At 68.3% G+C, this 22,362-nt stretch carries 20 protein-coding genes; 10 read left to right on the forward strand and 10 right to left on the reverse strand.

Annotated elements, in window-relative coordinates; translation table 11 throughout:
• Window positions 1-62: 62 nt before the first annotated feature.
• A complete protein-coding gene (locus tag ODI_RS20960; RefSeq protein WP_082985431.1) occupies window positions 63-1,067 on the reverse strand; it encodes a FecR domain-containing protein in 1,005 nt (334 codons plus the stop codon).
• Window positions 1,040-1,546 (reverse strand): sigma-70 family RNA polymerase sigma factor, encoded by a 507-nt coding sequence (locus tag ODI_RS20965; RefSeq protein ID WP_067757308.1) that lies wholly within the window; start codon window positions 1,544-1,546, stop codon window positions 1,040-1,042. The genes ODI_RS20960 and ODI_RS20965 overlap by 28 nt, the downstream gene beginning before the upstream one ends.
• Before the next feature lie 283 nt (window positions 1,547-1,829).
• Here ODI_RS20965 and ODI_RS20970 point away from each other — a divergent pair, with 283 nt between their 5' ends.
• The 4 genes from ODI_RS20970 to ODI_RS20985 all read left to right on the forward strand — a co-directional run bounded on the left by ODI_RS20970 (window position 1,830) and on the right by ODI_RS20985 (window position 6,508).
• Complete coding sequence (locus tag ODI_RS20970) at window positions 1,830-2,969, forward strand: ABC transporter substrate-binding protein (RefSeq protein WP_067757310.1); 1,140 nt, start codon at window positions 1,830-1,832, stop codon at window positions 2,967-2,969.
• Window positions 2,970-3,046: 77 nt separating this feature from the next.
• On the forward strand, window positions 3,047-4,924 hold the full coding sequence (locus tag ODI_RS20975; RefSeq protein ID WP_067757313.1) for an ABC transporter permease: 1,878 nt from the start codon (window positions 3,047-3,049) through the stop codon (window positions 4,922-4,924).
• Window positions 4,921-5,766 (forward strand): ABC transporter ATP-binding protein, encoded by an 846-nt coding sequence (locus ODI_RS20980; protein WP_067757315.1) that lies wholly within the window; start codon window positions 4,921-4,923, stop codon window positions 5,764-5,766. Before ODI_RS20975 ends, ODI_RS20980 begins: the two co-directional genes overlap by 4 nt.
• A complete protein-coding gene (locus ODI_RS20985; protein ID WP_067757317.1) occupies window positions 5,750-6,508 on the forward strand; it encodes an ABC transporter ATP-binding protein in 759 nt (252 codons plus the stop codon). The genes ODI_RS20980 and ODI_RS20985 overlap by 17 nt, the downstream gene beginning before the upstream one ends.
• A 34-nt stretch (window positions 6,509-6,542) precedes the next feature.
• Here ODI_RS20985 and ODI_RS20990 read toward each other — a convergent pair whose 3' ends face one another.
• The 3 genes from ODI_RS20990 to ODI_RS21000 are packed head-to-tail and all read right to left on the reverse strand — an operon-like array spanning window position 6,543 to window position 11,158.
• Complete coding sequence (locus ODI_RS20990; RefSeq protein WP_067757320.1) at window positions 6,543-9,071, reverse strand: branched-chain amino acid ABC transporter ATP-binding protein/permease; 2,529 nt, start codon at window positions 9,069-9,071, stop codon at window positions 6,543-6,545.
• A complete protein-coding gene (locus tag ODI_RS20995; RefSeq protein WP_067757322.1) occupies window positions 9,068-9,946 on the reverse strand; it encodes a branched-chain amino acid ABC transporter permease in 879 nt (292 codons plus the stop codon). The genes ODI_RS20990 and ODI_RS20995 overlap by 4 nt, the downstream gene beginning before the upstream one ends.
• Before the next feature lie 27 nt (window positions 9,947-9,973).
• The gene (locus ODI_RS21000) at window positions 9,974-11,158 is read right to left on the reverse strand and encodes an ABC transporter substrate-binding protein (RefSeq protein WP_067757325.1); all 1,185 of its coding nucleotides are present in this window, start codon (window positions 11,156-11,158) and stop codon (window positions 9,974-9,976) included.
• A 267-nt stretch (window positions 11,159-11,425) separates the two neighbouring features.
• Between ODI_RS21000 and ODI_RS21005 the strand changes: the two genes are divergently transcribed.
• Genes ODI_RS21005 through ODI_RS21020 form a run of 4 tightly spaced genes read left to right on the forward strand, consistent with a single transcriptional unit; the run spans window position 11,426 to window position 14,925 of the window.
• Window positions 11,426-11,863 (forward strand): nuclear transport factor 2-like protein, encoded by a 438-nt coding sequence (locus tag ODI_RS21005; protein ID WP_067757800.1) that lies wholly within the window; start codon window positions 11,426-11,428, stop codon window positions 11,861-11,863.
• Window positions 11,860-12,777 carry a polysaccharide deacetylase family protein gene (locus tag ODI_RS21010; protein ID WP_067757328.1) on the forward strand — a complete coding sequence of 306 codons (918 nt, stop codon included), beginning with the start codon at window positions 11,860-11,862 and terminating at the stop codon, window positions 12,775-12,777. The genes ODI_RS21005 and ODI_RS21010 overlap by 4 nt, the downstream gene beginning before the upstream one ends.
• Window positions 12,778-12,790: 13 nt before the next feature.
• Window positions 12,791-14,038 carry an amidase gene (locus ODI_RS21015; RefSeq protein WP_067757331.1) on the forward strand — a complete coding sequence of 416 codons (1,248 nt, stop codon included), beginning with the start codon at window positions 12,791-12,793 and terminating at the stop codon, window positions 14,036-14,038.
• A 26-nt stretch (window positions 14,039-14,064) separates the two neighbouring features.
• Complete coding sequence (locus tag ODI_RS21020) at window positions 14,065-14,925, forward strand: GntR family transcriptional regulator (protein ID WP_082985432.1); 861 nt, start codon at window positions 14,065-14,067, stop codon at window positions 14,923-14,925.
• A 9-nt stretch (window positions 14,926-14,934) separates the two neighbouring features.
• Here the strand turns inward: ODI_RS21020 and ODI_RS21025 are convergent, their stop codons facing one another.
• Both ODI_RS21025 and ODI_RS21030 read right to left on the reverse strand, forming a co-directional pair.
• Window positions 14,935-15,909, reverse strand: coding sequence for a Bug family tripartite tricarboxylate transporter substrate binding protein (locus tag ODI_RS21025; RefSeq protein WP_067757333.1), 975 nt, complete (start codon window positions 15,907-15,909; stop codon window positions 14,935-14,937).
• Between the two features lie 16 nt (window positions 15,910-15,925).
• Complete coding sequence (locus ODI_RS21030) at window positions 15,926-16,963, reverse strand: 5-methyltetrahydropteroyltriglutamate--homocysteine methyltransferase (protein WP_067757336.1); 1,038 nt, start codon at window positions 16,961-16,963, stop codon at window positions 15,926-15,928.
• A gap of 207 nt (window positions 16,964-17,170) precedes the next feature.
• Between ODI_RS21030 and ODI_RS21035 the strand changes: the two genes are divergently transcribed.
• Together ODI_RS21035 and ODI_RS21040 are read left to right on the forward strand one after the other, a co-directional pair.
• Window positions 17,171-18,490, forward strand: a complete 1,320-nt coding sequence (locus ODI_RS21035) for an acyl-CoA thioesterase/bile acid-CoA:amino acid N-acyltransferase family protein (RefSeq protein WP_067757339.1) — start codon at window positions 17,171-17,173, stop codon at window positions 18,488-18,490.
• Between the two features lie 169 nt (window positions 18,491-18,659).
• The gene (locus tag ODI_RS21040) at window positions 18,660-19,718 is read left to right on the forward strand and encodes a PDDEXK nuclease domain-containing protein (protein WP_067757342.1); all 1,059 of its coding nucleotides are present in this window, start codon (window positions 18,660-18,662) and stop codon (window positions 19,716-19,718) included.
• Between the two features lie 55 nt (window positions 19,719-19,773).
• On the opposite strand, the gene ODI_RS21045 is transcribed toward ODI_RS21040, so the two are convergent.
• From ODI_RS21045 to ODI_RS21055, 3 genes are read right to left on the reverse strand one after another with little or no spacing between them, the layout of a single operon-like run.
• Window positions 19,774-20,769, reverse strand: coding sequence for an ABC transporter substrate-binding protein (locus ODI_RS21045; RefSeq protein WP_067757345.1), 996 nt, complete (start codon window positions 20,767-20,769; stop codon window positions 19,774-19,776).
• Window positions 20,766-21,605, reverse strand: a complete 840-nt coding sequence (locus ODI_RS21050) for a class II aldolase/adducin family protein (RefSeq protein ID WP_074046834.1) — start codon at window positions 21,603-21,605, stop codon at window positions 20,766-20,768. The genes ODI_RS21045 and ODI_RS21050 overlap by 4 nt, the downstream gene beginning before the upstream one ends.
• Complete coding sequence (locus ODI_RS21055) at window positions 21,577-22,359, reverse strand: ABC transporter permease (RefSeq protein WP_082985433.1); 783 nt, start codon at window positions 22,357-22,359, stop codon at window positions 21,577-21,579. Before ODI_RS21055 ends, ODI_RS21050 begins: the two co-directional genes overlap by 29 nt.
• Window positions 22,360-22,362 lie beyond the last annotated feature (3 nt).

Here is a 22,362-nt window from a genome sequence, read left to right on the forward strand (position 1 = left end):
GCTTTCAAATTGATACAAATGCGCAGGCATGCCGGGCAGCATGTCCGCGCTGGCGAGGGTCGCTACGCGCCCCGCTGGGTGTCGAGGGTGATCCACCAGGGACTGTAGCGGCGGACCGTGATGGGCTGGGTATCCACCAGCGCGCGCAGGGCGCGGTCGACGTCATCCAGCGGCAAGCTGGCCTGTACCGGCAGCGCGGCGGCCTCGGGCGACACGCGCAGGACCGCCGGGGTGTAGCGCCGCAGCGCCGCCACGACCTCGCCCAGCGGCAAGGGCGAGGCGGACAGATAGCCCTGCTCCCACTCCGCGCCGGTGGCCGAGCCCGTCACGGGCTGCCAGCGGCCCAGGGCATCGACGGTGACGCCGCGGCCCGGCAGCAGCTCACGCTCGCCGCCCGCTGCCGCGCGCAGTTGCAAGGTTTCCGCCAGCGCGAAGACGCGCGTGCGCGCCTCCCCCTGGCTGACCAGGAAGCGTCCCTGCCGCGCGACCACGCTGACATGGCGCGCCATCAGCAGGAACGGCCGCTCGGCGGCGGGCGACACACGTGCGACGACATCCCCTTCGCGCAACACTGCCTGGCGCGTGGCGGCGGCCACGTCCACGTCCACCGCCGATCTCGCGTTCAGCGCCAGCTGGCTGCCATCCGCCAACGCGAAGGCGCGGCGCTGTCCGGTGCGGGTCTGCAGATCCGCCGTCAGGGTGCCCAGCGGCACCACGCGATCGGCCAGCCAGGCGCCCGTGCCGACGCCCACCGCGGCCAGGAGGGCCTTGAGCGCGGAGCGGCGCATGGGTTGGCGCAACAGGTTGCCAATGCGCGCGTCTTGTCCCGGCAGGCGCGAATCGAGCTGTTCGATGGCGCGCAGCGACTGCCCCAGTCGTTCCTGCAGGCGCGTCCAGGCGGCATCATGCGCGGGCGACGACTCGCGCCAGCGTGCGAAGGCGGCATGGTCGCGCGCCTGGGCGCGGCCCGAGTTCAGCCGCACCATCCAATCCATGGCCTGGTCCAACGCACGCGCCTGTTCGTCCTGCGCCATGGCGCTCAGAACAGCCCGTTGCGCAGGCAGCATTGCAGCGCCTGCTTCATGTAGCGCGCCACGGTGCGCGGGGTGACATCCAGGCGCCGGGCGATCTCGTCGTAGCCCAGGCCGTCGACCTGGCTGTAGAAGAACGCGGCACGCGCGGCGGCCGGCAGGCCATACAGCGCGGCGTCCAGTTGCGCCACGGCCTCGACCAGCAAGGCCAGCTCTTCCGGGGATGGGGCGGTTTCGGGCGCGCCCTGCGCCAGCGCCTCCATGCACACACGTTCCAGCTCACGCTCGCGATAGCGCCGGTAGACCAGCCGCTGGCCGATGCGCATCAGGAAGCCGCGCGGGTGCTCGATGGCCGACAGGTCGGTGCGATGGAACAGCAGCTGGAAGAACGTCTCCGCGCACAGGTCCTCGGCATCGTGCCGGTCCTGCACATGGCGCAGCAACCTGGCGGTCAGCCAGCGGTGATGCTCGCTGAACAGGGTGTGCAGCAGCGGGTGCGCGATATCGGAAGCCATGATGGCGAGCGGGGAGTAACGAGGGGAGATGCGGCGCTGACGGCGCACCGCAGCATGGGAATGGTTCTTATTATAGATTACCCTTGCCGTCTTCCTGCCCCGCGCCAGCCGCTTGCCCCGGGAAGACCTTACGGTTTTCTTATATCGCCAGGCCTCATATAAGAAAAACAGTCATATAGATATGACCATTCAATTGCGCGGCTGGGCCTGCCCGGTGATAACCTGCCCGTCTAAGAAATGCAGTCTTTAGTTCCTATTGATTATTTTAGATTTGGAACATTCCATGCGCTCCTTCAAGCTTCTCACGCACGTCGCCCTGGCCGCCACGCTGGCGCTGCCCTTCGCCTCGCCGGCCGCCGCCCAGTCGGGTGATCCGCTCAAGATCGGCCTTTTCGCCCCGCTGACCGGCAACGTCGCGGCCAACGGCACGCGCTTCCGCGACGGCGTGCAACTGGCCGTGGAACAGGCCAACGCCGCAGGCGGCGTGAGCGGCCGCAAGTTGGAACTGCTGGTCGAAGACGACCGCAACCTGCCCAAGGAAGCCGCCACCATCGGCCAGAAATACGCGTCCACGCCGGGCGTCGTGCTGGCCATCGGCACCTTCTCGACCACCGCCTCGGTGGCCGCGGCCCCGGCCCTGTCGGAAGCCCACATCCCGCAGATCAGCCCCAGCTCCTCGCACCCCGACTACACCAAGGCCAGCGAGTACACCTTCCGCAACGTGTACCGCATGGACCAGGTCGCCAAGGTGCATGCCGACATCATCCTGAAGGAACTCAAGGCCAAGACGGTCGTGATCCCCTACTTCCAGGACGACTGGGGCCAGTTCGTCGCCAAAACCACCAAGGAAGCGGTCGAACAGGCCGGCGGCAAGGTCCTGCTGCTCGAACCCGTGGCGCCCAACGCGCGCGATTTCCGTCCGCTGGTCAGCAAGATCAAGTCGCTGAACCCCGATGCCGTGTTCCTGGCCGTGCACTACCAGGAAGGCGGCGTGCTGACGCAGCAGCTGCGCCAGGCCGGCCTGAAGACGCCCATCGGCTCGCCCGACACGCTGAGCAATCCGCGCTACCTGGAACTGGCGGGTGAGTCGGCCGAAGGCCTGATCCTGTACACCGAGTTCTTCGCCGGCGACCCCAAGAACAAGGCATTCGTGGACGCCTACACCGCCAAGTTCGGCTCGGCGCCCGACCAGTGGTCGGCCCGCGCCTACGACGCCGCCAACGTCGGCATCGCCGCCATCCGCCGCGTGGCCGAGTCGGGCAAGCCCGTCACGCCGCAAGCGGTGCGCGACGCGCTGCTGAACGGCCCCGCCTATCAAGGCGTGACCGGCGAGACGAAGTACGATGCCCAGCGCGAAATCAACAAGATTCCGACGCTGCTGCAGGTGCGCAACGGCAAGTACGAACTCTACAAGCCGAACTGATCGCCTCACCCTGATTGCTGCAGTCCCCAGCGGGCCCTTCGCACTGAAGGGCCCGCGCCATTGCCGGGAACACACGGATGGAACTCTTCTTCAGCCAGGTCCTGAACGGCCTGGCCATCGGCCAGGTCTACGCCCTGATCGCGATCGGCTTTTCGCTGGTGTTCGGCGTCGCCAACATCATCAACTTCGCGCAGGGCGCGCTGTTCATGCTGGGCGCCTTCATCGCCTATTCGGCGCTTGCCTGGTTCCAGTTGCCGCTGATCGCCGCTGCCGCCGTGTCGGTCGCCATCGTGGCGTTGCTGGGCGTGCTGCTGGAACGCCTGGCGCTGCGCCCGCTGGCCAACGCCGCCTATATCGCGCCCTTCCTGTCGACGCTGGCCATCAGCACCATCATCGACCAGTTGGCCGAGATCATCTGGTCGCCCGATGCCCTGCCCTTTCCGGCGCAGTTGGGCGACACCACCTATTTCATCGGCCGCGCCTACGTCACCAGCACAGACCTGACGATCTTCTTCGTCGGCCTGGCCGTCACCGTGCTGCTCACGGTGTTCCTGGCGCGCAGCTGGCTGGGCCGCGCCTTGCGCGCCACCGCCCAGGACCGCGACGCCGCGGCCCAGATGGGCATCCGCACCACCACCATGGGCCAGTTCGCGTTCGGCCTGGCCGGCGCGCTGGGCGCGCTCAGCGGCATCCTGGTGGCGCTGTACTTCCAAAGTGTCTTCCCGCAGATGGGCCTGCCCTTCGGGCTGAAGGGCTTCGCCGCCGCGTTGATCGGCGGCCTGGCCAGCATCCCCGGCGCCGTCGTGGGCGGCCTGACGCTGGGCATCGCCGAGACGCTGGCCAGCGCCTATGTCGGCGACAGCTACCGCGACGCCATCGCCTTCAGCCTGCTGCTGCTGATCCTGCTGGTCCGCCCGCAAGGCCTGCTGGGCAAGCGCACGCTGGCCGGGCTGGGCGGCGCGGGCGCGGCCTCGGGCGCCATGCCTTCCACCAGCCTGCTCGCCTCGGCCTCCAGCCAGCGCGGCGCCAATCGCGTCTGGTCGCTGCCGCCCTGGGGCCTGGTGGCCGCCGCGGCGGTCATGGCATTGCTGCCGGTGATCGTGCCGCAGGCCTACGTCATCCAGGCGTCGCTGTACGGCCTTGTCTTTGCGCTGTTGGCCGCCAGCGTCACCATCGCGTCGGGGACCGCTGGCGTGCTGTCCATCGGACACGCCGCCTTCTTCGGCGTGGGTGCCTACGCGGTGGGCCTGATCGCCCGCCCGCTGGGCTGGCCCATGGAGGCCACGCTGCTGGCCTCGGCCGCATCCGCCAGCCTGGTCGCCACCGTGGCCGCCATTCCGCTGCTGCGCCTGTCGGGCCACACCGTGGCGCTGGGCACGCTGGCCATCGGCCAGATCGGCGGCCTCATCTTCCTCAACTGGATCTCGGTCACGCGCGGCCCCATGGGGATCTTCAACATTCCCCGCCCCGAGGTCTGGCTGCTGGGCGGCTGGGCGCCCGCCGATGCCAGCCAGCGCTACTGGCTGACGCTGGCCATCGTCACGGGCTGCCTGGTGCTGGCCGAACGCGTGGTGTCCTCGCCCATCGGCCGCGCCTGGCGCGCCATCCGCGAAGACCGCCTGGCCGCGCACACCGCCGGCCTGCCGGTGAAGCGCTATCTGCTGCTGGCCTTCGCGCTGAGCGGCGCGCTGGCCGGCATCGCGGGTGGCCTGCTGGCCTATGCGCAGACCGTGGTGAGCCCCGAGAGCTTCTACGTCGATACCTCGATCCTGGCCCTGACCATGGCGGTGCTGGGCGGACTGGGGAACATCACGGGCGCGGTGCTGGCCGGCTTCGTGCTGGCGATCCTGCCTGAACTGCTGCGCGGTTTCAGTGAATACCGCCTGATTGCCTATGGCATTGTCCTGCTGCTGGTCCTGCGCCTGCGGCCGCAAGGCCTGCTGGGAGCACGATGATGGAAAAAGGCCTGATACTGGACAAGGTGGTGCGCGACTTCGGTGGCGTGCGCGCCGTCGATAACGTCAGCCTGAGCCTGCGACCCGGCGAAACCCTGGCCGTGGTCGGTCCCAATGGCGCGGGCAAGTCCACGCTGGTGCAGCTGATCAGCGGCGTGGACCGCCCGAGCAGCGGCAGCATCACGCTGGACGGCCGCCGCATCGACCGCCTGCCGCCCGAGCGCATCGCGCGCCTGGGCCTGGGCCGCAGCTTCCAGACCTCGCGCGTGTTCCCCGCCATGACGGTGTGGGACAGCGTGCTGGTCGGCACGCACATGCAATTGCTGTCGAATGGCAAGAGCGGCCTGCTCGATCCGGTGCGCGAAGCAGCCGGCGCGGTGCTGTCATTGCCCTTCTGGCGCCGCCGCCGCGCGGCGCAGGAAGCGGCGGCGGCGGACGTACTCAAGCTCTTCGGCGACCGCCTGTGGCCGCGCCGCGACCAGCCCGCCTTCAGCCTCTCGTACGCCAACCGGCGCCGGCTGGAGATCGCGCGGGTGCTGGCCTCGCGTCCGGCCTACCTGCTGCTGGACGAGCCCACGGCGGGCATGAACCCCACCGAGACGGGCGAAATGACGGAACTGCTGGAGCAACTGCCCAAGCTGTTCCCGCAGATCGGCCTCTTGGTCATCGAACACAAGCTCTCGCTGGTGCGGCGCATCGCCGACCGTGTGATCGTGCTCAACCAGGGCAAGGTGCTGGTGGAAGACACCCCCGATCACGCCCTGGATCACCCCGAGGTGGTCGAAGCCTACATCGGCCACCCTCGCGAAGGAAGGAAGCGCTCCAATGCCCACCTTGGATGATGTCGTGAACCCCGCCGCCGGCGCGCCGGTGCGCGTGTCGGTGGACCGCATCGATTGCCACTATGGCGCGGTGCAGGCCCTGTTCGAAGTCAGCGTCGACGTGCGCCAGGGCGAGACCGTGGCCGTGCTGGGCGGCAACGCCTCGGGCAAGTCGACCACCGTGAAGTCGGTGCTGGGACTGGTCAAGCCCACGCGCGGCACCGTCACGCTGGACGGCCAGCGCATCGATGGCCTGTCGCCCGCCGACATCATCGAGCGCGGCGTGGCCAGCGTGCCCGAAGGCCGCCGGGTCTTCCCGGAAATGTCGGTCTATGAAAACCTGCTGCTGGGCGCCTGGCCGCGACGCAAGGAAAAGGCGGCCATCCAGGCCTCGCTGGCGCGCGCGTACGAAGCCTTCCCCAGGCTGGCCGAGCGCCGCAACCAGGCCGCCGGCACGCTCTCCGGCGGCGAGCAGCAGATGCTGGCGCTGGCGCGCGCCTGGGTGCGCAACCCCACGCTGGTCTGCATCGACGAACCGTCCATGGGCCTGTCGCCCAAGTTCGTGGACCTCGTCTACGACGTGCTGTTCGGCTGGAAGGACCAGGGCATCACCATCCTGATCGTGGAGCAGAACGCGCGCCTGGCGCTGGAGCTGGCGGATCGCGCCTATGTGCTGCAGCACGGCAAGGTGGTGCTGTCGGGCAAGGCCGACGACCTGGCCGCCGATCCGTCGGTGCAGAAGGCCTATCTGGGCGCGGCCTGAAGCCGCACCCGGCATTCGACGGCCAGGTGCTCGCTCAGCCCTTTCCGCCCAGATACGCCTCCGCCAGGCTTTCGTCGGCGGCGATCTGGGCGGCCGTCCCCTCCGCGACGACGCTGCCGTTCTCCAGCACATAGGCGCGATCGGCCAGGGCCAGCGCCAGTCCGGCCATCTGGTCCACCAGCAGGATCGTGATCGCTTCGGTCCGCAAGGCATCGAGCGACGCGAACAGCTCGGCGATGATCTTCGGCGCCAGGCCCAGCGAGGGTTCGTCCAGCAGCAGCACGCGCGGCTTGGCCATCAGGCCGCGCGCCACCGCCAGCATCTGCTGCTCCCCGCCTGACAACAGCCCCGCGCGCTGATGCTGCCGCTCACGCAGGCGCGGGTAGCGGTCCAGCATCTGCTGCACCCGCGCCTCGCGATCCTCGGGGTGCAGGAATCCGCCCAGGCGGATGTTGTCCAGGACCGACAGTTCGGGAAACACCTGCCTCCCCTCCGGCACCAGCACCAGCCCCAGGCCCACCACCTCTTCGGCGGGGCGCCGCTCCAGCACATGGCCGTCCAGGTGCATGCTGCCCGACTGGCTGGCATGCAGGCCCGCCAGGCATCGCATCAAGGTCGACTTGCCCGCGCCATTCGCGCCCAGCAACGCCACCATTTCGCCGCTGCGCACCTGCAGGTTCACGCCGTGCAGGACCGGGTCGGCGCCGTAGCCCGCCACCAGGTCGGCCACCGCCAGCAATTCGCGCGCGGGCTGTGCGCCTGCCGGCCGGGGCGGGCGCGGGGCAGGCGCCATGGCGTCGCCCAGGTAGGCCTGGCGCACCGCGGGATCAGCCTGCACGGCCTGCGGCGTGCCCCAGGCAATGCGGCGGCCGGCGTCCAGCACCAGCACATGGTCAGACACGCCCATGACCAGCGCCATGTCATGCTCGACGAGGGCCACGCCCACGCCGGCGTCACGGATACGGGACAGCAAGCCCGACAGCACTTCCTTGTCTTCCCGCGACAGGCCCGCGGCCGGCTCATCCAGCAGCAGCACGTCGGGATCGGTGGCCAGCGCGCGCGCGATCTCGACCAGCCGCCGGTCCACGTGCGCCAGCCCCGCGGCCTGCGCGCTCGCGACGCCACGGTAGCCGCAGAATGCCAGCAGTGCGCGGGCCCGAGCCCGCGCCGCCGGATCGGCGTGGCGGGCGGCGCTGAACAAACCGCCAAGCTTGCCGCGGCCCATGGCCAGCACGACGTTGTCTTCCACGCTCAGGCTGCCGAACAGCTGCGAGGTCTGGTAGGTGCGCGCCACGCCCGCGCGGGCAATGCGGAACGCCGGCAGGCCCGCCAGCGGCTGGCTGCCGCTGGCGCCAAGCAGGTCGAAGCCGCCGGTGCTGGGCCGGTAGAAGCCGCTGAGCATGTTCAGGGCGGTGGTCTTGCCCGCGCCGTTGGGACCGATGAGGGCAGTCACCGCGCCGCTTGCAACCTGCATGTCCAGTTCCGCGACCGCGCGCACGCCGCCGAACGCCATGCCCAGGCCCTTCGCCACGAGTCGCGCGCGCGGGCGCCGGGCCAGCGCGGCGCCTTCCGGGACGGTCTCGGGCGCCATGGCCACAACCTGCCCCCGCCGGCGCCACACCTGGCGCACCATGCCGACGATCCCTTCCGGCGCCACCCACAACACCACGAGCAGCATCGCGCCAAAGAACAGCAGCCGATAGGCTTCCAGCGAGGCAAGCAGCTCCGGCAACGCACCGACCACCAGCGCGCCCACGATAGGGCCCGCCACCGAACCCGCGCCGCCCAGCACGACCACCAGCACGAACAGGATGGATTGCATGAAGCTGAAGGTCTCGGGCACGACGAAGCCCGACAACGGCGCGAAGAGGCCGCCGGCCAGGCCCGCGGCCGCGGCCGACAGCGTGAAGGCCACGGTCTTGATCACCAGGGGGTTCAGACCGATGGAGGCCGACGCGCTTTCGCTGTCCTTGACCGCGCGCATTGCCGCGCCCCAGGCGCCGCGTGACAGGCGGGCATACGCCAATGTCAGCAGCGCGGCCAGCAGGATGCCCAGCACCGCGATGGTCTGCTCCGGCCCCAGCCCCGGCCACAGGACGGGCGGCTGCAGCCCCATGATGCCGCTCTGCCCGCCGGTCAGGCCGCTGAGCTCGACGGCGGCATGCTGGACGATGAAACTGAAGGCGATGGTGATCATCGCCAGATAGGGCCCCTTGACCCGCAACGCCGGCAGCGCCAGCAGCGTCCCCAACCCGCCGGCCAGCACCATGCCGGCCAGCCAGGCGGGCCAGAAGCCCCAGCCCGCCTTGGTCGTCAGGATCGCCACGGTATAGGCGCCTATCGCATAGAAACCCACGTGCCCGAAGGACACCTGGCCGGTAAGCCCCTGCAGGACGTTCAAGCCGATCCCGACCACCGCGATCAGCGCGATGTTGGCCAGGACGAAGGCATAGTAGGTGTTGAGCGTGAGGCTCAGCGCGATGCCCACGGCGGCGATCACGCCCGTCGCGACCAGCAGCCGGACCTGGCCGGCGGACTTGCTCCGATGCAATGCGGTCGTCATACCTTCTTTACCTCGGCACGTCCGAAGAGGCCATTTGGCTTGCAGGCCAGGGCCACGATCACCAGCGAAAAGGTGATGATCTGCGTGTGGCTCGATCCCAGCGTGACGGTCACCAGGCCCTCTGCCACGCCGAACAGCAGGCCGGCCAGCATCACGCCCCAGGCGCTGCCGATGCCGCCCAGGATGGCGACCGCGAAAGCCTTCAGGCCGAACAGCGTTCCCATGTCCGCGTTGACGTTGAACAACGGGGCAATCAGGACGCCCGCCACCCCGGCCAGCAGCGTGGACAGGGCGAAGGCGGCCGCGATGGCGCGCTTGATGGGAATGCCCATCAGGCGCGCCGCGTCCCGGTTCTGCACGACCGCGAGCAGCGCCGTGCCCCAGCGGGTGCGGCGCGCCACCGCGTGCAGCGCGGCGGCCAGCGCCAGTCCCAGCACGGGAATCAGCAACTGCAAGGGATAGATGCCCAGGCCCAGCCCGCCCAGCGCCACCGGCGCGTCGGCCAGCGGCGACGGCAGGCTGCGCGGCTCCCTGCCGAAGGTGTGCATGACGACGTTGTCCAGCACGATGCCCAGGGCCACCGTGGACATCAGCCAGGCATTCGAATCACGGCTGGCGAAGGGCCGCACCGCGATGACTTCCACCAGCACGCCATAGGCGGCGCACAACAGCAGGGCCAGCAGGATGGCCAGGGGCATGGGCCAGCCCAGGGTCTGGGCAAAGGTGAAGCACAGCACCGCGCCCAGCATCATCGAACTGCCCTGCGCGAAGTTGACGGTCCCCGACACCGAGTAGGTGATGTGAAAGCCCAGCGCCATGAGACCGTACATGCTGCCCAGTCCCAGCCCGCTGATGAGCGCAGCCAGCAGTTCCATCGAAGCCCTCCCCTTTTCTTCGCCGGCTTACTGCGCCATGCCCACGGGCAGGATGCGGTTGTCGATGAACTGCGCCCAGACGTAGTCGTCCTTGTTCAGGGCGTCATGGACCGTCGCCGTGAAGGGTTGCTTGTAGGTCTTGATCAGGCCGTCGTAGGTGCCGATCTTGTAGAACCCCTGGCGGATCGCGTCGCCGTCGGTGGAGCCGGCCTGTTCGATGGCCAGCGCCGTCAATTGCATGGCGTCATAGGCATTGGCCACGCCCACGGCGGGCGTGATGTTCTCGGGGCCCTTGATGTCCGGATACTTGGCCTTGAGCGCCGCCACGACCTTCTCGCCCACGGGCGACTGCTTGCCGAAGAAGCTGTAGGTCTGCACGAAATGCACGTCCCGGGCGCCCGGCCCCGCCAGTTCGGTGAAGCGTCCGCCGGCCGGCCCCCAATGCGACACCACGGGCACCTTCCAGCCCATGCGCGCCAGCGACTTGACCACCTGCGCCGACGGGCCCACGTTGCCGACCAGGAACAGGGTATCGGCGCCGGCCGAGCGCAGGCGGCTGAGCTGGGGCACCACGTCGACGTCGCTGCCCTCGAACTTCTCGCTGCCCACGGGCTGCATGCCCTTTTCCGACAGCGCCGCCACCAAGCCACGCTGGTTGGACTCGCCCCAGGGATTGTTGACCATGATCAGGCCGAACTTGCTGGTGCCGAAGGTCTTCTGGGCGTAATCGACCATGGCCTGGTCGACGATCTCGTCGACCGCGGAGACGCGGAACACATAGTTGGGCTCCGCGCCGTTCTTGGTGATCGGCGTGCCCGCCGCCCAGGCGCCCATGAACGGCATCTTCGCCTGGTTGACCAGCGGCACGACGGCCATGGACACCGGGGTATCCAGGCCGCCGAATATGACGGCCACCTTTTCCTTGTAGATCAGCTCGCGGGCCGCCACCACGCCCTTGGCGGGATTGGCCTCGTCGTCGCGGCGCACCAGTTGCACGGGGCGGCCGCCCAGCAGGCCGCCTTTCGCATTGATCTCGTCTATCGCCACCTGGATGCCACGCGTCAGGGACTCTCCGGCCAGGGCCGACTGGCCTGACAAGGCCGTGATCAGGCCGATCTTGATGGGCTCGGCGGCTTGGGCGCCCGCGGTCAGGCTCGGGCCCAGCACGGCGAAGGCAAGCGACAGGAAAGTGCGGCGGGTGAAGCTGGACATGGAGTTCTCCCCAGGAGATCGATGGACGAGCAGGCGGATGCGCCGCCAGGCCCCCGAACCCAAGCAAATGGCGTGCCAATTTTTTTCGCACGCGCATTGCACACATGAATCTTGTTTTTTTGAACCCAATCAATCACTATTATTGTCGACAATAAATAGTATTTTTTGTCGACGAAAATTTTTCATCCAAGCGCGCCGCCATTCGCAAGCCCAGCCGCGAACCGCCCGCAGCGACGCACCACAACAAGGCAAACAAGGGAAGAAATGATGCATGACGCACCAATATCGAGCGACGCTGCCGATGCCGCGGATGCGGCGCGCAAGATCGTCGACACCTACCTGACCGTCCTCATGAAACCCGACCCCGAAGGCGCGCGGCGCTACGTGGCGGCCGACCTGCGCATCCGCTTCACCGGCGGCCGGGCCATGGACGACCCAGCACAGTGCACCGCCTTCAATGCTTCGCGCTACCGCTGGGTGAAAAAGCGCTTCGAATCCACCGATGTCGTGGTCGGCGCCACGCCGCAATCCGCCGTGGTCTACAACCGCGGCACGCTGTATGGGGAATGGCTGGACGGCACGCCCTTCGAAGGCAACCGCTACGTCGACCGGTACGTGCTGCGCGGGGGGCTGATCGTCGAAATGGATGTGTGGAACGACAGCGCGGAATGGATGCTGTCGCGCGCGCAAGGGGCGCAGCCATGAGCCCCTCCGACCCGGCGGGCCGCAACCACGGCCCGCTGCGCCACCATGACCGCTACGACTACACGCCCATCACCCGCAGGCCGCACTACGCCTGGCCGCAAGACTGCAAGCTGGCGGTCTACCTGGGTTTCAACATCGAGCACTTCGCCTGGGGCGAAGGCATGGGCGCCAAGCTGGGCGCCAGCATCGGCGAACCCGACGTGCTGAACTACAGCTGGCGCGAGTATGGCAACCGGGTGGGCGCGTGGCGCTGCCTGGAACTGTTCGACGCGCTTGCGCTGCCTGCCGGCATCATCGCAAACACCGCCATCCTGGACCACTGCCCCGAACTGCTGGAAGCGTGCGTTGCCCGTGGCGACGAACTGATCGGCCACGGACACACCAACGCCGAGCACCAGGGCAGCATGGCGGAGGACGACGAACGCGCACTGCTGCGCCACTGCCAAGCCCGCCTGTACCAGGCTGGCGGCCAGCCGGTGCGGGGCTGGCTGTCGCCCTGGATCGCCGAGTCGCCGCGCACCTCGGACCTGCTGGCCGAGACCGGCTATGGCTATACCCTGAACTGGTGCCACGACGACCAGCCCGTGCGCGTGCGGACACGCCAGGGCACGCTGTGGTCGCTGCCCTATCCGCAGGAGGTCAACGACATTCCGATGATCGTGGCCCGCCAGATGGATGGCAAGGATTTCGCCCAGCTCATCATCGACAACTTCGATGAAATGCTGATGCAGGCGCAGCGCCAGCCCCTGGTCATGGGCATTGCGCTGCACCCCTATCTGGTCGGCCAGCCCTATCGCCTGCGCCACCTGCGGCGAGCGCTCTCCCACATCGCCGCCCACCGCGCGCCCGGACAAGTGTGGTTCACCACGCCGGGAGAGATCCACCGCCACGTCGACACCCTTTTTCCGTTGTAAGGACTGCCCCATCATGAGCGCCACGCCCCCCCTGCCGCCCGAAGACGCCGTCGGCGCCTGGGTTCCACACGGCCGCTTCCAGCTCGATCCGTCCGCCAGCGGCGTCCTGGACGGCCTGCGCTTTGCCGCGAAGGACCTCTTCGACGTGGCCGGCCACGTCACCGGCGCGGGCAACCCCGCCTGGCTGGCCTCCCACGCGCCCGCCCGGGCGCACAGCCCTGCCGTGGCGGCCATGCTGGACGCGGGCGCCACGCTGGTGGGCAAGACGGTGACCGACGAACTGGCCTACAGCATCCACGGCGACAACCTGCACTACGGCGCCCCGCACAACACGCGCGCGCCAGACCGCGTCACGGGCGGCTCCTCCAGCGGATCCGCGGCGGCGGTCGCTGCCGGCCTGTGCGACCTCGCGCTGGGGACCGACACCGGCGGCTCCACGCGCGTGCCGGCCAGCTATTGCGGGCTCTGGGGCCTGCGCACCACGCACGGCCGGATTCCGGCGCAGGGGCTGGTGCCGCTGTCGCCGATGTTCGACACCACCACCTGGCTGGCGCGGGACGCGGACGTGTTCGCGCGCGTGGCGCCCGTCCTGCTGGACGCGGAGCCCGACCGCGACTGGAAGGGCGCGCTGCTCCTGGCCGACACGCAGGAGGAGGCCGATGCCGCGTTCCTTCCCCTGATCGACGGCGTTGCCGCGGCGGTTGCGGCCTTGGGCATTCCCGTGCAAGGCGCGCGAGCGCCCGAGTCATCGCTGGAAACCTGGCGCCAGACCTACATCACCGTGTCCGGTTGGGATGCCTGGCGCACGCACGGCGACTGGATCACCCGTCAGCGGCCGGCATTCGCGCCCGCCGTCGACAGCCGCTGGCGCGCGGCGGCGGCCATCGGCGCCGACGCGGCCGCGCAGGCGGATGCCTTGCGAGAACGCCTGCGGGCGGCGCTGCGTGCCCAGCTCGGCGAGACGCGCTTTGCCATCCTGCCGTCGGCCTCGAGCGCCGCGCTGCGCCGCGACGCGCAGCCCGACACGGTGGACCAGGCCCGCATGCGCACGTTCCGCATGACCTCGCTGGCGGGAATCGCCGGCCTGCCCCAGGTCAGCATCCCCTTTCTCGGCGCGGACGGCCTGCCCTATGGCGTGTCGATCATGGGCCCGGCGGGCAGCGACCAGGCGCTGATCCGCCTGGCCTGCGAACTGGGCCGGCGCCTTGGCGCCCTGGGCACAGCCGCGTCCACGAACCGCGACGAAGCGATGGCACAATAGCGAGCCTGCCCACCCCTCATGGTTTCATGAAGAAAGCCTCCTCGTCGTCGCCAGCGTCAGCGCCTGCCAGCAAGCGCAAGGCCGTCGCCGCGCCAACGCCGCCAGCGGCGCAAGCCAAGGCTGGCCGCGCGCAGCCAGCCGCGCCACGCGGCCGGCCGAAGCTGCGGCCCGTGGCATTGACTGGCGACGCGGCGGCAACGGCGGCCTCGGGTGACGAGATCGAACGCCGCATCTATGACGCCGTGGTCAGCAGCGTCATGAGCCAGCGGCTCAAGCCCGGCACCAAGCTGCCGGAAGCGGCGCTCTCCGAGCTGTTCGGCGTGGGGCGCTCGGTGGTGCAGAAAGTGCTGCAACGGCTGGCGCACGACCATGTCATCACGCTTCGGCCCAACCGCGGCGCCATGGTGGCCATGCCCAGCCAGGAAGAGGTGGGACAGCTTTTCGAGGCGCGCCGCCAGCTCGAGGCGGCCATCCTGCCGCTGGTGGCCCAATACGCCACGCGCGCCGACTTCGCGTCGCTGCGGCGCCAGTTGCGTGCGGAACATCGCGCCATGCACGACTCCCCCCAGACGGAATGGGCGCGGCTGGCCAGCGCCTTCCATCAGCGCCTGGGAGAGCTGTCACGCAATCCCATCCTGCAGCGCTACCTGAACGAAGTCATCTCGCGCTGCTCGCTGGTGGTGGCCATTTTCCAGCCGCCCGGCAACGCCACCTGCGAGCACGACGAGCACGCCCGGGTCGTCAGCTATCTGGAGCAAGGCAAGGTGGCGCAGGCCGTGGCCGAGATGGACGCCCACCTGCGCGCGCTGGAGCAGCACATCCGGCTCGTCCGTCCGCCCGCGTCGATCGGGCTGGCCGACATGCTGGGCCTGGAACCGCGTCCCTGACCAGCCCCATCAGTTGGCGACGATGCCCGCCGACGTGATCACCTTCGACCAGTACGCCGTATCGGTCTCGACCGTCCTGCCCAGTTCCTCGGGCGACTGGTAGCGCACCTGCACGCCCGCGCCCGCGGCCTTCTGCACGGTGGCGGGCTTGTCCAGGCCTGCCTTCAGGGCCGCGCTCAGCTTGCGGATCGCGGCATCCGGCGTGCCGGCGGGCGCAAAGAGCGAGACCCAGGCATCCAGCTCGAATCCCTCGAACCCCTGTTCCGCCGAGGTCGGCACGTCCGGGATCATGGGATGGCGCTCGCGCCCCGCGACCGCGATGGCACGCAGCTTGCCTTGCTGCACATGGCCCATGACCGACGGCGGCGTGGTGATGAAGAGCTGCACGCGGCCGGACAGCACATCCTGGATGGCCGGCCCCGAGCCCTTGTAGGGCACGTGGGTCATCTCGGTCTTGGTGAGCTGCTTGAAGAGTTCGGTGCCCACGTGCGGCACCGAACCACTGCCCTGCGAGGCATAGTTCAATTCGCCTGGATTGGCCCGCGCGTACTCGGCCAGCTCCTTCAGGTTGTGCACCGGCAGCGACGGGTGCACGACGACGACGTGCGGCGCCACCGCCACCATGCCGACCGGCGTGAAGGATTCCTTCTTCCAGCGCAGCGCCGAGAACATGGACGGATTGCCCACGTGATACATCGAATACGAAGCCAGCAGCGTATAGCCATCGGGCTGTGCATGGGCCACCATGCCGTAGGCGATGTTGCCGCTGGCGCCCGTGCGATTGTCGATGACCACCGGCTGCCCCAGCGCCGTGGTCAGCGGCTCGCTGGCCAGCCGCGCGGCCATGTCGACGATGCCGCCCGGCGGCACCGGCACGACGATGGTGATCGGATGCGTGGGATAGCTGTCCTGGGCCGGCGCGGCCACGGAGAAAGCCAAGCCGGCCAGGGCGCCGGCTGCAAGCGTTGCGAAGCTGCGCATCATTGTCTCCTCGGTCTCCTCAGGCCTGCGCGCCAAGCTCGGCGCGCACCAGCCTCGCCCCGTCGACCATCGCCTTCATCTTGCCGAAGGCCACCTCGCGCGGCAGGTACTTGAAGCCGCAGTCGGGCGCGATGATGAGATTCTCGGCCGGCACGTGCGGCAGCGCGCGGCGGATGCGCGCGGCCACCTCGTCGGGCGTCTCGATCTCGTTGGTCGAGAGGTCCAGCACACCCAGCATGATCTGCTTGTTGGGCAGTTTTTCCAAGACCGAGCAATCCAGCCTGGACTGCGCGGTTTCGAGGGAAATCTGGCAGGCCTTGCACTCGCACAGCTCAGGCAGGAAGGAATAGCCCGAGGGACGTGCGTGGATGACCGCCGCATAGCCGAAGCAGATATGCACGGCGGTGGTGCCGGTGACACCCTCCAGCGCGCGATTGAGCACGCGGATGCCGTACTCGCGGGCGGCGTCGGGGCGCGCCTGCATATAGGGCTCGTCGATCTGCACGACATCCGCGCCCGCGGCGAACATGTCCTGGATCTCGGCATTGACGGCCACCGCATAGTCCATCGCCATCTCTTCCAGCGAGCCGTAGAAGTCGTTCTGCGCCTGCTGCGCCATGGTGAACGGACCCGGCACGGTGATCTTGATCTGGCGGTCGGTGTGGGCGCGCAGGAACTGCACGTCGCGCACCTGCACCGCATGCTTGCGGCGGATCTTGCCCACCACGCGCGGCACCGGGTTGGGATGGCCGCTGCGGTCCAGGGCCGTGCCGGGGTTGTCCAGGTCCACGCCTTCCAGCGCGGTGGCGAAACGATTGGAGTAGCTCTCGCGGCGCACCTCGCCGTCGGTCACGATGTCCAGGCCGGCCGCCTCCTGGTCGCGGATGGCCAGCAGCGTGGCGTCATCCTGGGCCTGCTCCAGCCACTCCGGCGCCACGCGCCACAATTCCTGCGCCCGCACGCGCGGCGGGAAGCGCTCGCCGAGGCGCTTGCGGTCGATCAGCCAATCGGGCTGGGCATAGGAACCGACGATGGTGGTGGGAAGCAGCAGGGACATCGGGGACTCCACGAGGGAAAGATGAGAACCCGTCTTTATAGGAAAAATAGCCGGAAAATAATTTGAAGTTTCATTGAATTTTTTTTGTATTGGCCGCGGAGGCGCGCCGCACAATGCCGTGCCTCACAAGCTTATCGCGGAAAAATCGTTTGCCCTGCAGGCCCCAGGGCATAGCGTAGGGGTTCATTCCTTGCATTGGATTTTCGCATGTCCGCAGCCATTTCCGTCGTGCCCGCCGTGGGCCTCCTCGACACCCCCCGCCACATCGTCCTGTCCGGCTTCGCGCCGGGCGAACACGTCAGCCTGACCGCGCGCTCGCGCCAGGCCGACGGCAGCGCATGGCGCAGCGTCAACACCTATGTGGCCGACGCGCGCGGCGCGATCGACCTGGATCGGCAGGCGCCCGTGTCGGGCAGCTATGCAGGCGTGGACGGCCAGGGCCCGATATGGTCGCAGGCCTGGCTGCCCCAGCCGGGCGAGGACTCGCTGGCCGTGCCCGCGCCCGAGGGCCTGGCCGGCGCCATCACCGTCGTGTTGCAGGCGCAGGGCGAACACGGCGCGCGCGCCACCGCGAACCTGGTGCAGCGCCACGCCGCGGAAGGCGTCGTGCGCACGCCGCTGTCGCAGGACGGCCTGGTGGGCGCGCTGTTCACGCCAGCCACGCCCGGCCCGCATCCGGCCATCGTCTTCCTGAACGGCTCGGGCGGCGGCGTGAACGAGGCGCGCGCGGCGCTGTTCGCCTCGCACGGCTATGCCGCGCTGGCGCTGGGCTACTTCGGCGCGCCGGGCCTGCCGGACCACCTGTCGGGCATCCCGCTGGAATATTTCGAACGCGCGCTGGCCTGGCTGCGCGCCACCGTGCGCCCCGCCTGGGATTTCGTCGCGGTCAGCGGCATCTCGCGCGGCGGCGAACTGTCGCTGCTGCTGGGCAGCGAATATCCGCAAGCCGTGTCGGCCGTGGTGGCCTATGTGCCCAGCTCCGTGGTGCATGGCGTGCTGAACGCCGGCAAACCCGAGGAAGGACGTTTCGCCACCGCCTGGACACGTGGCGGCGATGCCGTGGCGCATGTGTGGGAAGGGAACGCCGCACAGGATTGGTCGGCCATCGACAGCCTGCCCGAGCCGCGCCGCCAGGCCCAGGCCTTCGTCGATGCGCAACGCGATGTCGCGGCGGTCGCACGCGCGCGCATCCCGGTCGAGCGTATCGCCGGACCGGTGCTGCTGCTGTCGGCGGGCGACGATGGCTATTGGCCGTCCTCCCGCTACGCGGAAGACGTCGCGCGCACGCTGACCCGCGCCCAGCATCCGCATGCCGTCACGCACCTGGACTACCCCGAGGCCGGCCACGCGCTGCAGGCGCCGGGCGTGCCCACCACGCGCATCGCCAAGCCGCACCCGGTGTCGGGCATCGTGCTGACCGGCGGCGGCACGCCGCTGGCCAACCATCGCGCGAATCAGGCGTCGTGGGCGGGCGTGCTGGACTTCCTGAAGGACGCCGTGGCGGCGCGGGCGCGCCAGGCGGCCTGACTTACGACAAAGCTTCGCGCTGCGGTTCTCCCACCTGGCGCGTGAAGGCCGATCGGCATGTCGATCGGCCTTTTTTTTCTCTGCACAAGGACAAAAGAATCTCGAATCATCCTGCAATGACAAGGCGCCCGCGCTATGTTGCCTCATCGTTTCACGGCAAGGCCGAGACATGGCAAAGCAGAAATCTCCTGCCCAGCGATCCATCGCGAACGTTGGACTGCTGGTGGACATCCGAGCGTTGATCGATGCGGCGCAGCACCGTGCCGCTTCCGCTGTCAACGCGGAGCTGACACTTTTATTCTGGCGGATTGGTCATCGGATCCACACGGATGTTCTGGAGGGCAAGCGGGCGGGATATGGCGCGGAGACACTATCGATGCTGTCCGGGCAACTCACGCGAGACTATGGCCGAAGCTTCGGGGAAAAGAACCTGCGACGAATGGTCAAATTCGCCGTCACGTTCCCGGACGAATCAATTGTCGCGACACTGTCGCGACAATTGAGCTGGTCACACTTCGTGCTGCTTCTGCCAATCCAGGATCCGATGCAGCGGAATTACTACACGCAAATCGCAGGGGACGAACGCTGGAGTGTCCGCACATTGCGCGACCGTGTCGACTCAATGATGTATGAACGCACCGCTCTCTCCGGCAAACCGGAAGAGGCGATTGCAGAAGAGCTGCAATCCTTGCGCCATACTCAGCCAATGTCGCCTTCGTTGATCATGCGCGACCCCTACATACTCGACTTCCTGGGCTTGCAGGACAGCTGGCGGGAAAGCGACCTGGAAGCCGCGATCATTCGGGAAATGGAATCCTTCCTGCTGGAGCTGGGTGCGGGATTCTCCTTCCTGGCCAGGCAGAAGCGCATCCAGGTCGATGATGAGGATTTCCACCTTGACCTATTGTTCTACAACCGCAAGCTTCGTCGGCTGGTTGCCGTTGAGCTCAAGGTTGGTCCATTCAAGCCCGCATACAAAGGCCAGATGGAACTCTATCTACGGTGGCTCGACAAGCACGAACGTGAACCAGGCGAGGCTGCGCCGCTCGGCATCATCCTCTGTACCGGGAAAAAGCGCGAACAAATCGAATTGTTGGAGTTGGATAGATCAGGCATCCACGTCGCCGAATACCTGACGACACTGCCACCACGCGCGTTGCTGGGCGAACGGCTGCAACAGGCTGCTGAACGGGCGCGATTGCAAATCAAACGACGACCTTGTGCCTAGAGGCGAAAGGAGGCGCGCAGCGCCTCTTCCTAAGGGGGGCGGGCCGACTCCGGGTTTACTTCACCTGAAGCGCCTTCTCATACGGCACCGGATCCAGCGCCCCGGCCGGCAGGTCACCCTTCAGCGTGCCATTGGCCTTGAAGATCTCGAACTCGCGCAGCAGCGTCTTCTGGTCGGGCTCGGCCAGCGACACGCGGTAGTTCTCGTCCCACAGGTCGGCAAAGACCTTGGCATCGGCTTGCGGCAGGTTGGCGGCCTTCTGCACGGTCTTCACGACCTCTGCCGGATTGGCACGGCCATACTCCAGGCCCTTGCGCAACGCGACGATGGCGCGCACGACGGCGTCCGGGTTCTTCTGCAGGTATTCGCTGCGCACCACGCCCACGGCGTTGTATGGCGCGGCGTCGCTCTTGGTCAACGTGCGCCACTCATCGGCGAAGGTCGACAGCGTGCGCACCTTCAGGTCCTTGATCTGCGCCACGGTCACGTTGCGCAGCGCGGCTGCGTCCACTTCCTTCTGGGCCAGGAACTGCACCAGGCGCGCCTCGTTGCCGGGCACCAGCGAGAAATCCTTTTCCTGGATGCCGTGATTGCCCGCCAGCACGGCGCTGGCGATGGTGGCGGTGGAGCTGCCTGCCGGCGACATGCCGACCTTCTTGCCCTTCAGGTCGGCCAGCGACTTGATGGGCGAATCTTCCGGCACCACGAAGGCGACGTTGGCCGGCTGCGTGGCCAGGATGATCTTCACCGGCACGCCATCGGTTGCCAGGGCGAAGGCGCCCGCGGCGGGCGAACCGAAAGCCAGGTCGATGGCATTGGCGGCGATGGCACGGGTGGGGCCGTTCACGTCCGAGAAATGCACATACTCGACATCCAGGCCCTGGTCCTTGAAGAAGCTGCCGGCTTCCAGCACCGAACCGTAGCCGAGCGTGAGGCCGCTGGGCCAATAGCCGACACGGATCTTCTGGGCGTGCGCGGGCACGGCGGCAGCCGCCAGGCCCAGCACCAGCGCGGCGGCAGCCGCGCGCTTGAGAGAGGAAAGGAAACTCATGATGACTCCACGGGGGAAAGGGAAGGAATGGGCTTGGCGGACCGGTTGAAGGAAGAGGCCGCCGCGGCGCGGCCCCGATAGGAAGGATCGTGACGGTCCAGGTCGCGCAGCAGCGCGGCCCAGGCGAGCTTGCCGGCGCGGCCGTCCGGACGCTCGAACACCGCCGCGGCGCGCTCCAGCGCATCGGGGTCGGGTGCCGCGACAGGTTGCCCGGTGGCCTGGATGCGCAACTGCGCCTGGCAGGCGAATTCCAGGAAGTACATGCGCTCGAACGCCTGTCCCACCGACTGCCCGCAAGTCAGCAAGCCGTGGTTGCGCAGCACCAGCGCGTGATGCGGTCCCAGGTCGCGCACCAGCCGCGCACGCTCGTCCAGGTCGACGGCCACGCCTTCATAGTCGTGATAGCCCAGGCGGCGGTGAAAGCGCGCGGCATGCTGCGTGTAGGGCTGCAAGCCGTCGCGCAGCGACGACACCGCCACGCCGGCCAGCGTATGCGTATGCATGACGCAGGCGATGTCCTCACGCGCCTGGTGCAGGGCCGAATGGATGACGAAACCGGCACGGTTGATGCCCAGGCCGGTGGGATCGTCCAGCACGGTGCCGTCCGGCGCCACGGTGACCAGGGTGTCCGCATCGACCTCCTCGAACAGCAGGCCGAAGGGATTGATGTAGAACTGCTCCGGCTCGCCCGGCACGCGCACCGAGATGTGCGTGTAGATGAGATCGGTCATGCCATGCCGCGCGGCCAGGCGATGGCAGGCGGCCAGGTCGCGGCGCGCCTGGGCGCGGGCATCGGCCAAGGACGGCTCAGGTGTCAGCGCGAGTGTCGGCGGCACGGCCTGCCTCCCAGAAGACGACGCGCCGGTGCAGCCAGCGCACCAGTTGCGAGCCGGTGATGCCGAAGGCCGCCAGCAGGATGACGCCGGCGAACATGGTGCTCACGTTGAGATTCACCGCGGCCGAGCCGATGAGATAGCCCAGGCCCGCCTCGGAGGACACCAGTTCGCCCACCACGGTGCCGATGAGCGACAGCGCCACGCCGATCTGCAGGCCGGCGAAGATGTCGCTGGCCGCGCCCGGCAGCTTCACGTGGCGGAACACATACCAGCGCGAGGCCTTGAAGGCGCGGCAGGCATCGATGAGATCGGGGTCCACGCGGCGGATGCCGACGATGGTGTTGATGAAGAGCGGGAAGAAGCAGATCAGCACCACCAGCACCACCTTGGAGGCGATGCCGAAGCCGAACCAGACCAGGATGAGCGGCGCGAGCGCGACCTTGGGCGTGGCCTGGATGGCGATCAGCAGCGGATAGACGAATTTCTCGAAGGTGCGGGACTCGGCCAGCAGCGCGCCCAGCACCAGCGCCAGCGTGCTGCCGATGACATAGCCGATCAGCGTGGCGCTGACGGTATAGCCGATGTGGCGCCAGATGCTGCCGTCCACGAAATAGGACCACAGCGTGCGCAGCACCGCGCCCGGCGTGGTCAGGATGTAGTCGGGCACCTGCAGCAGCACGACGCTGAAGTGCCAGACGAGCAGCACGACGGCCAGGGTGATGAGCGGATAAAGAATGGAGGTCAGGCGTTGCATGGC

Source organism: Orrella dioscoreae (assembly GCF_900089455.2).
Classification (GTDB): Bacteria; Pseudomonadota; Gammaproteobacteria; order Burkholderiales; family Burkholderiaceae_B; genus Orrella; species Orrella dioscoreae.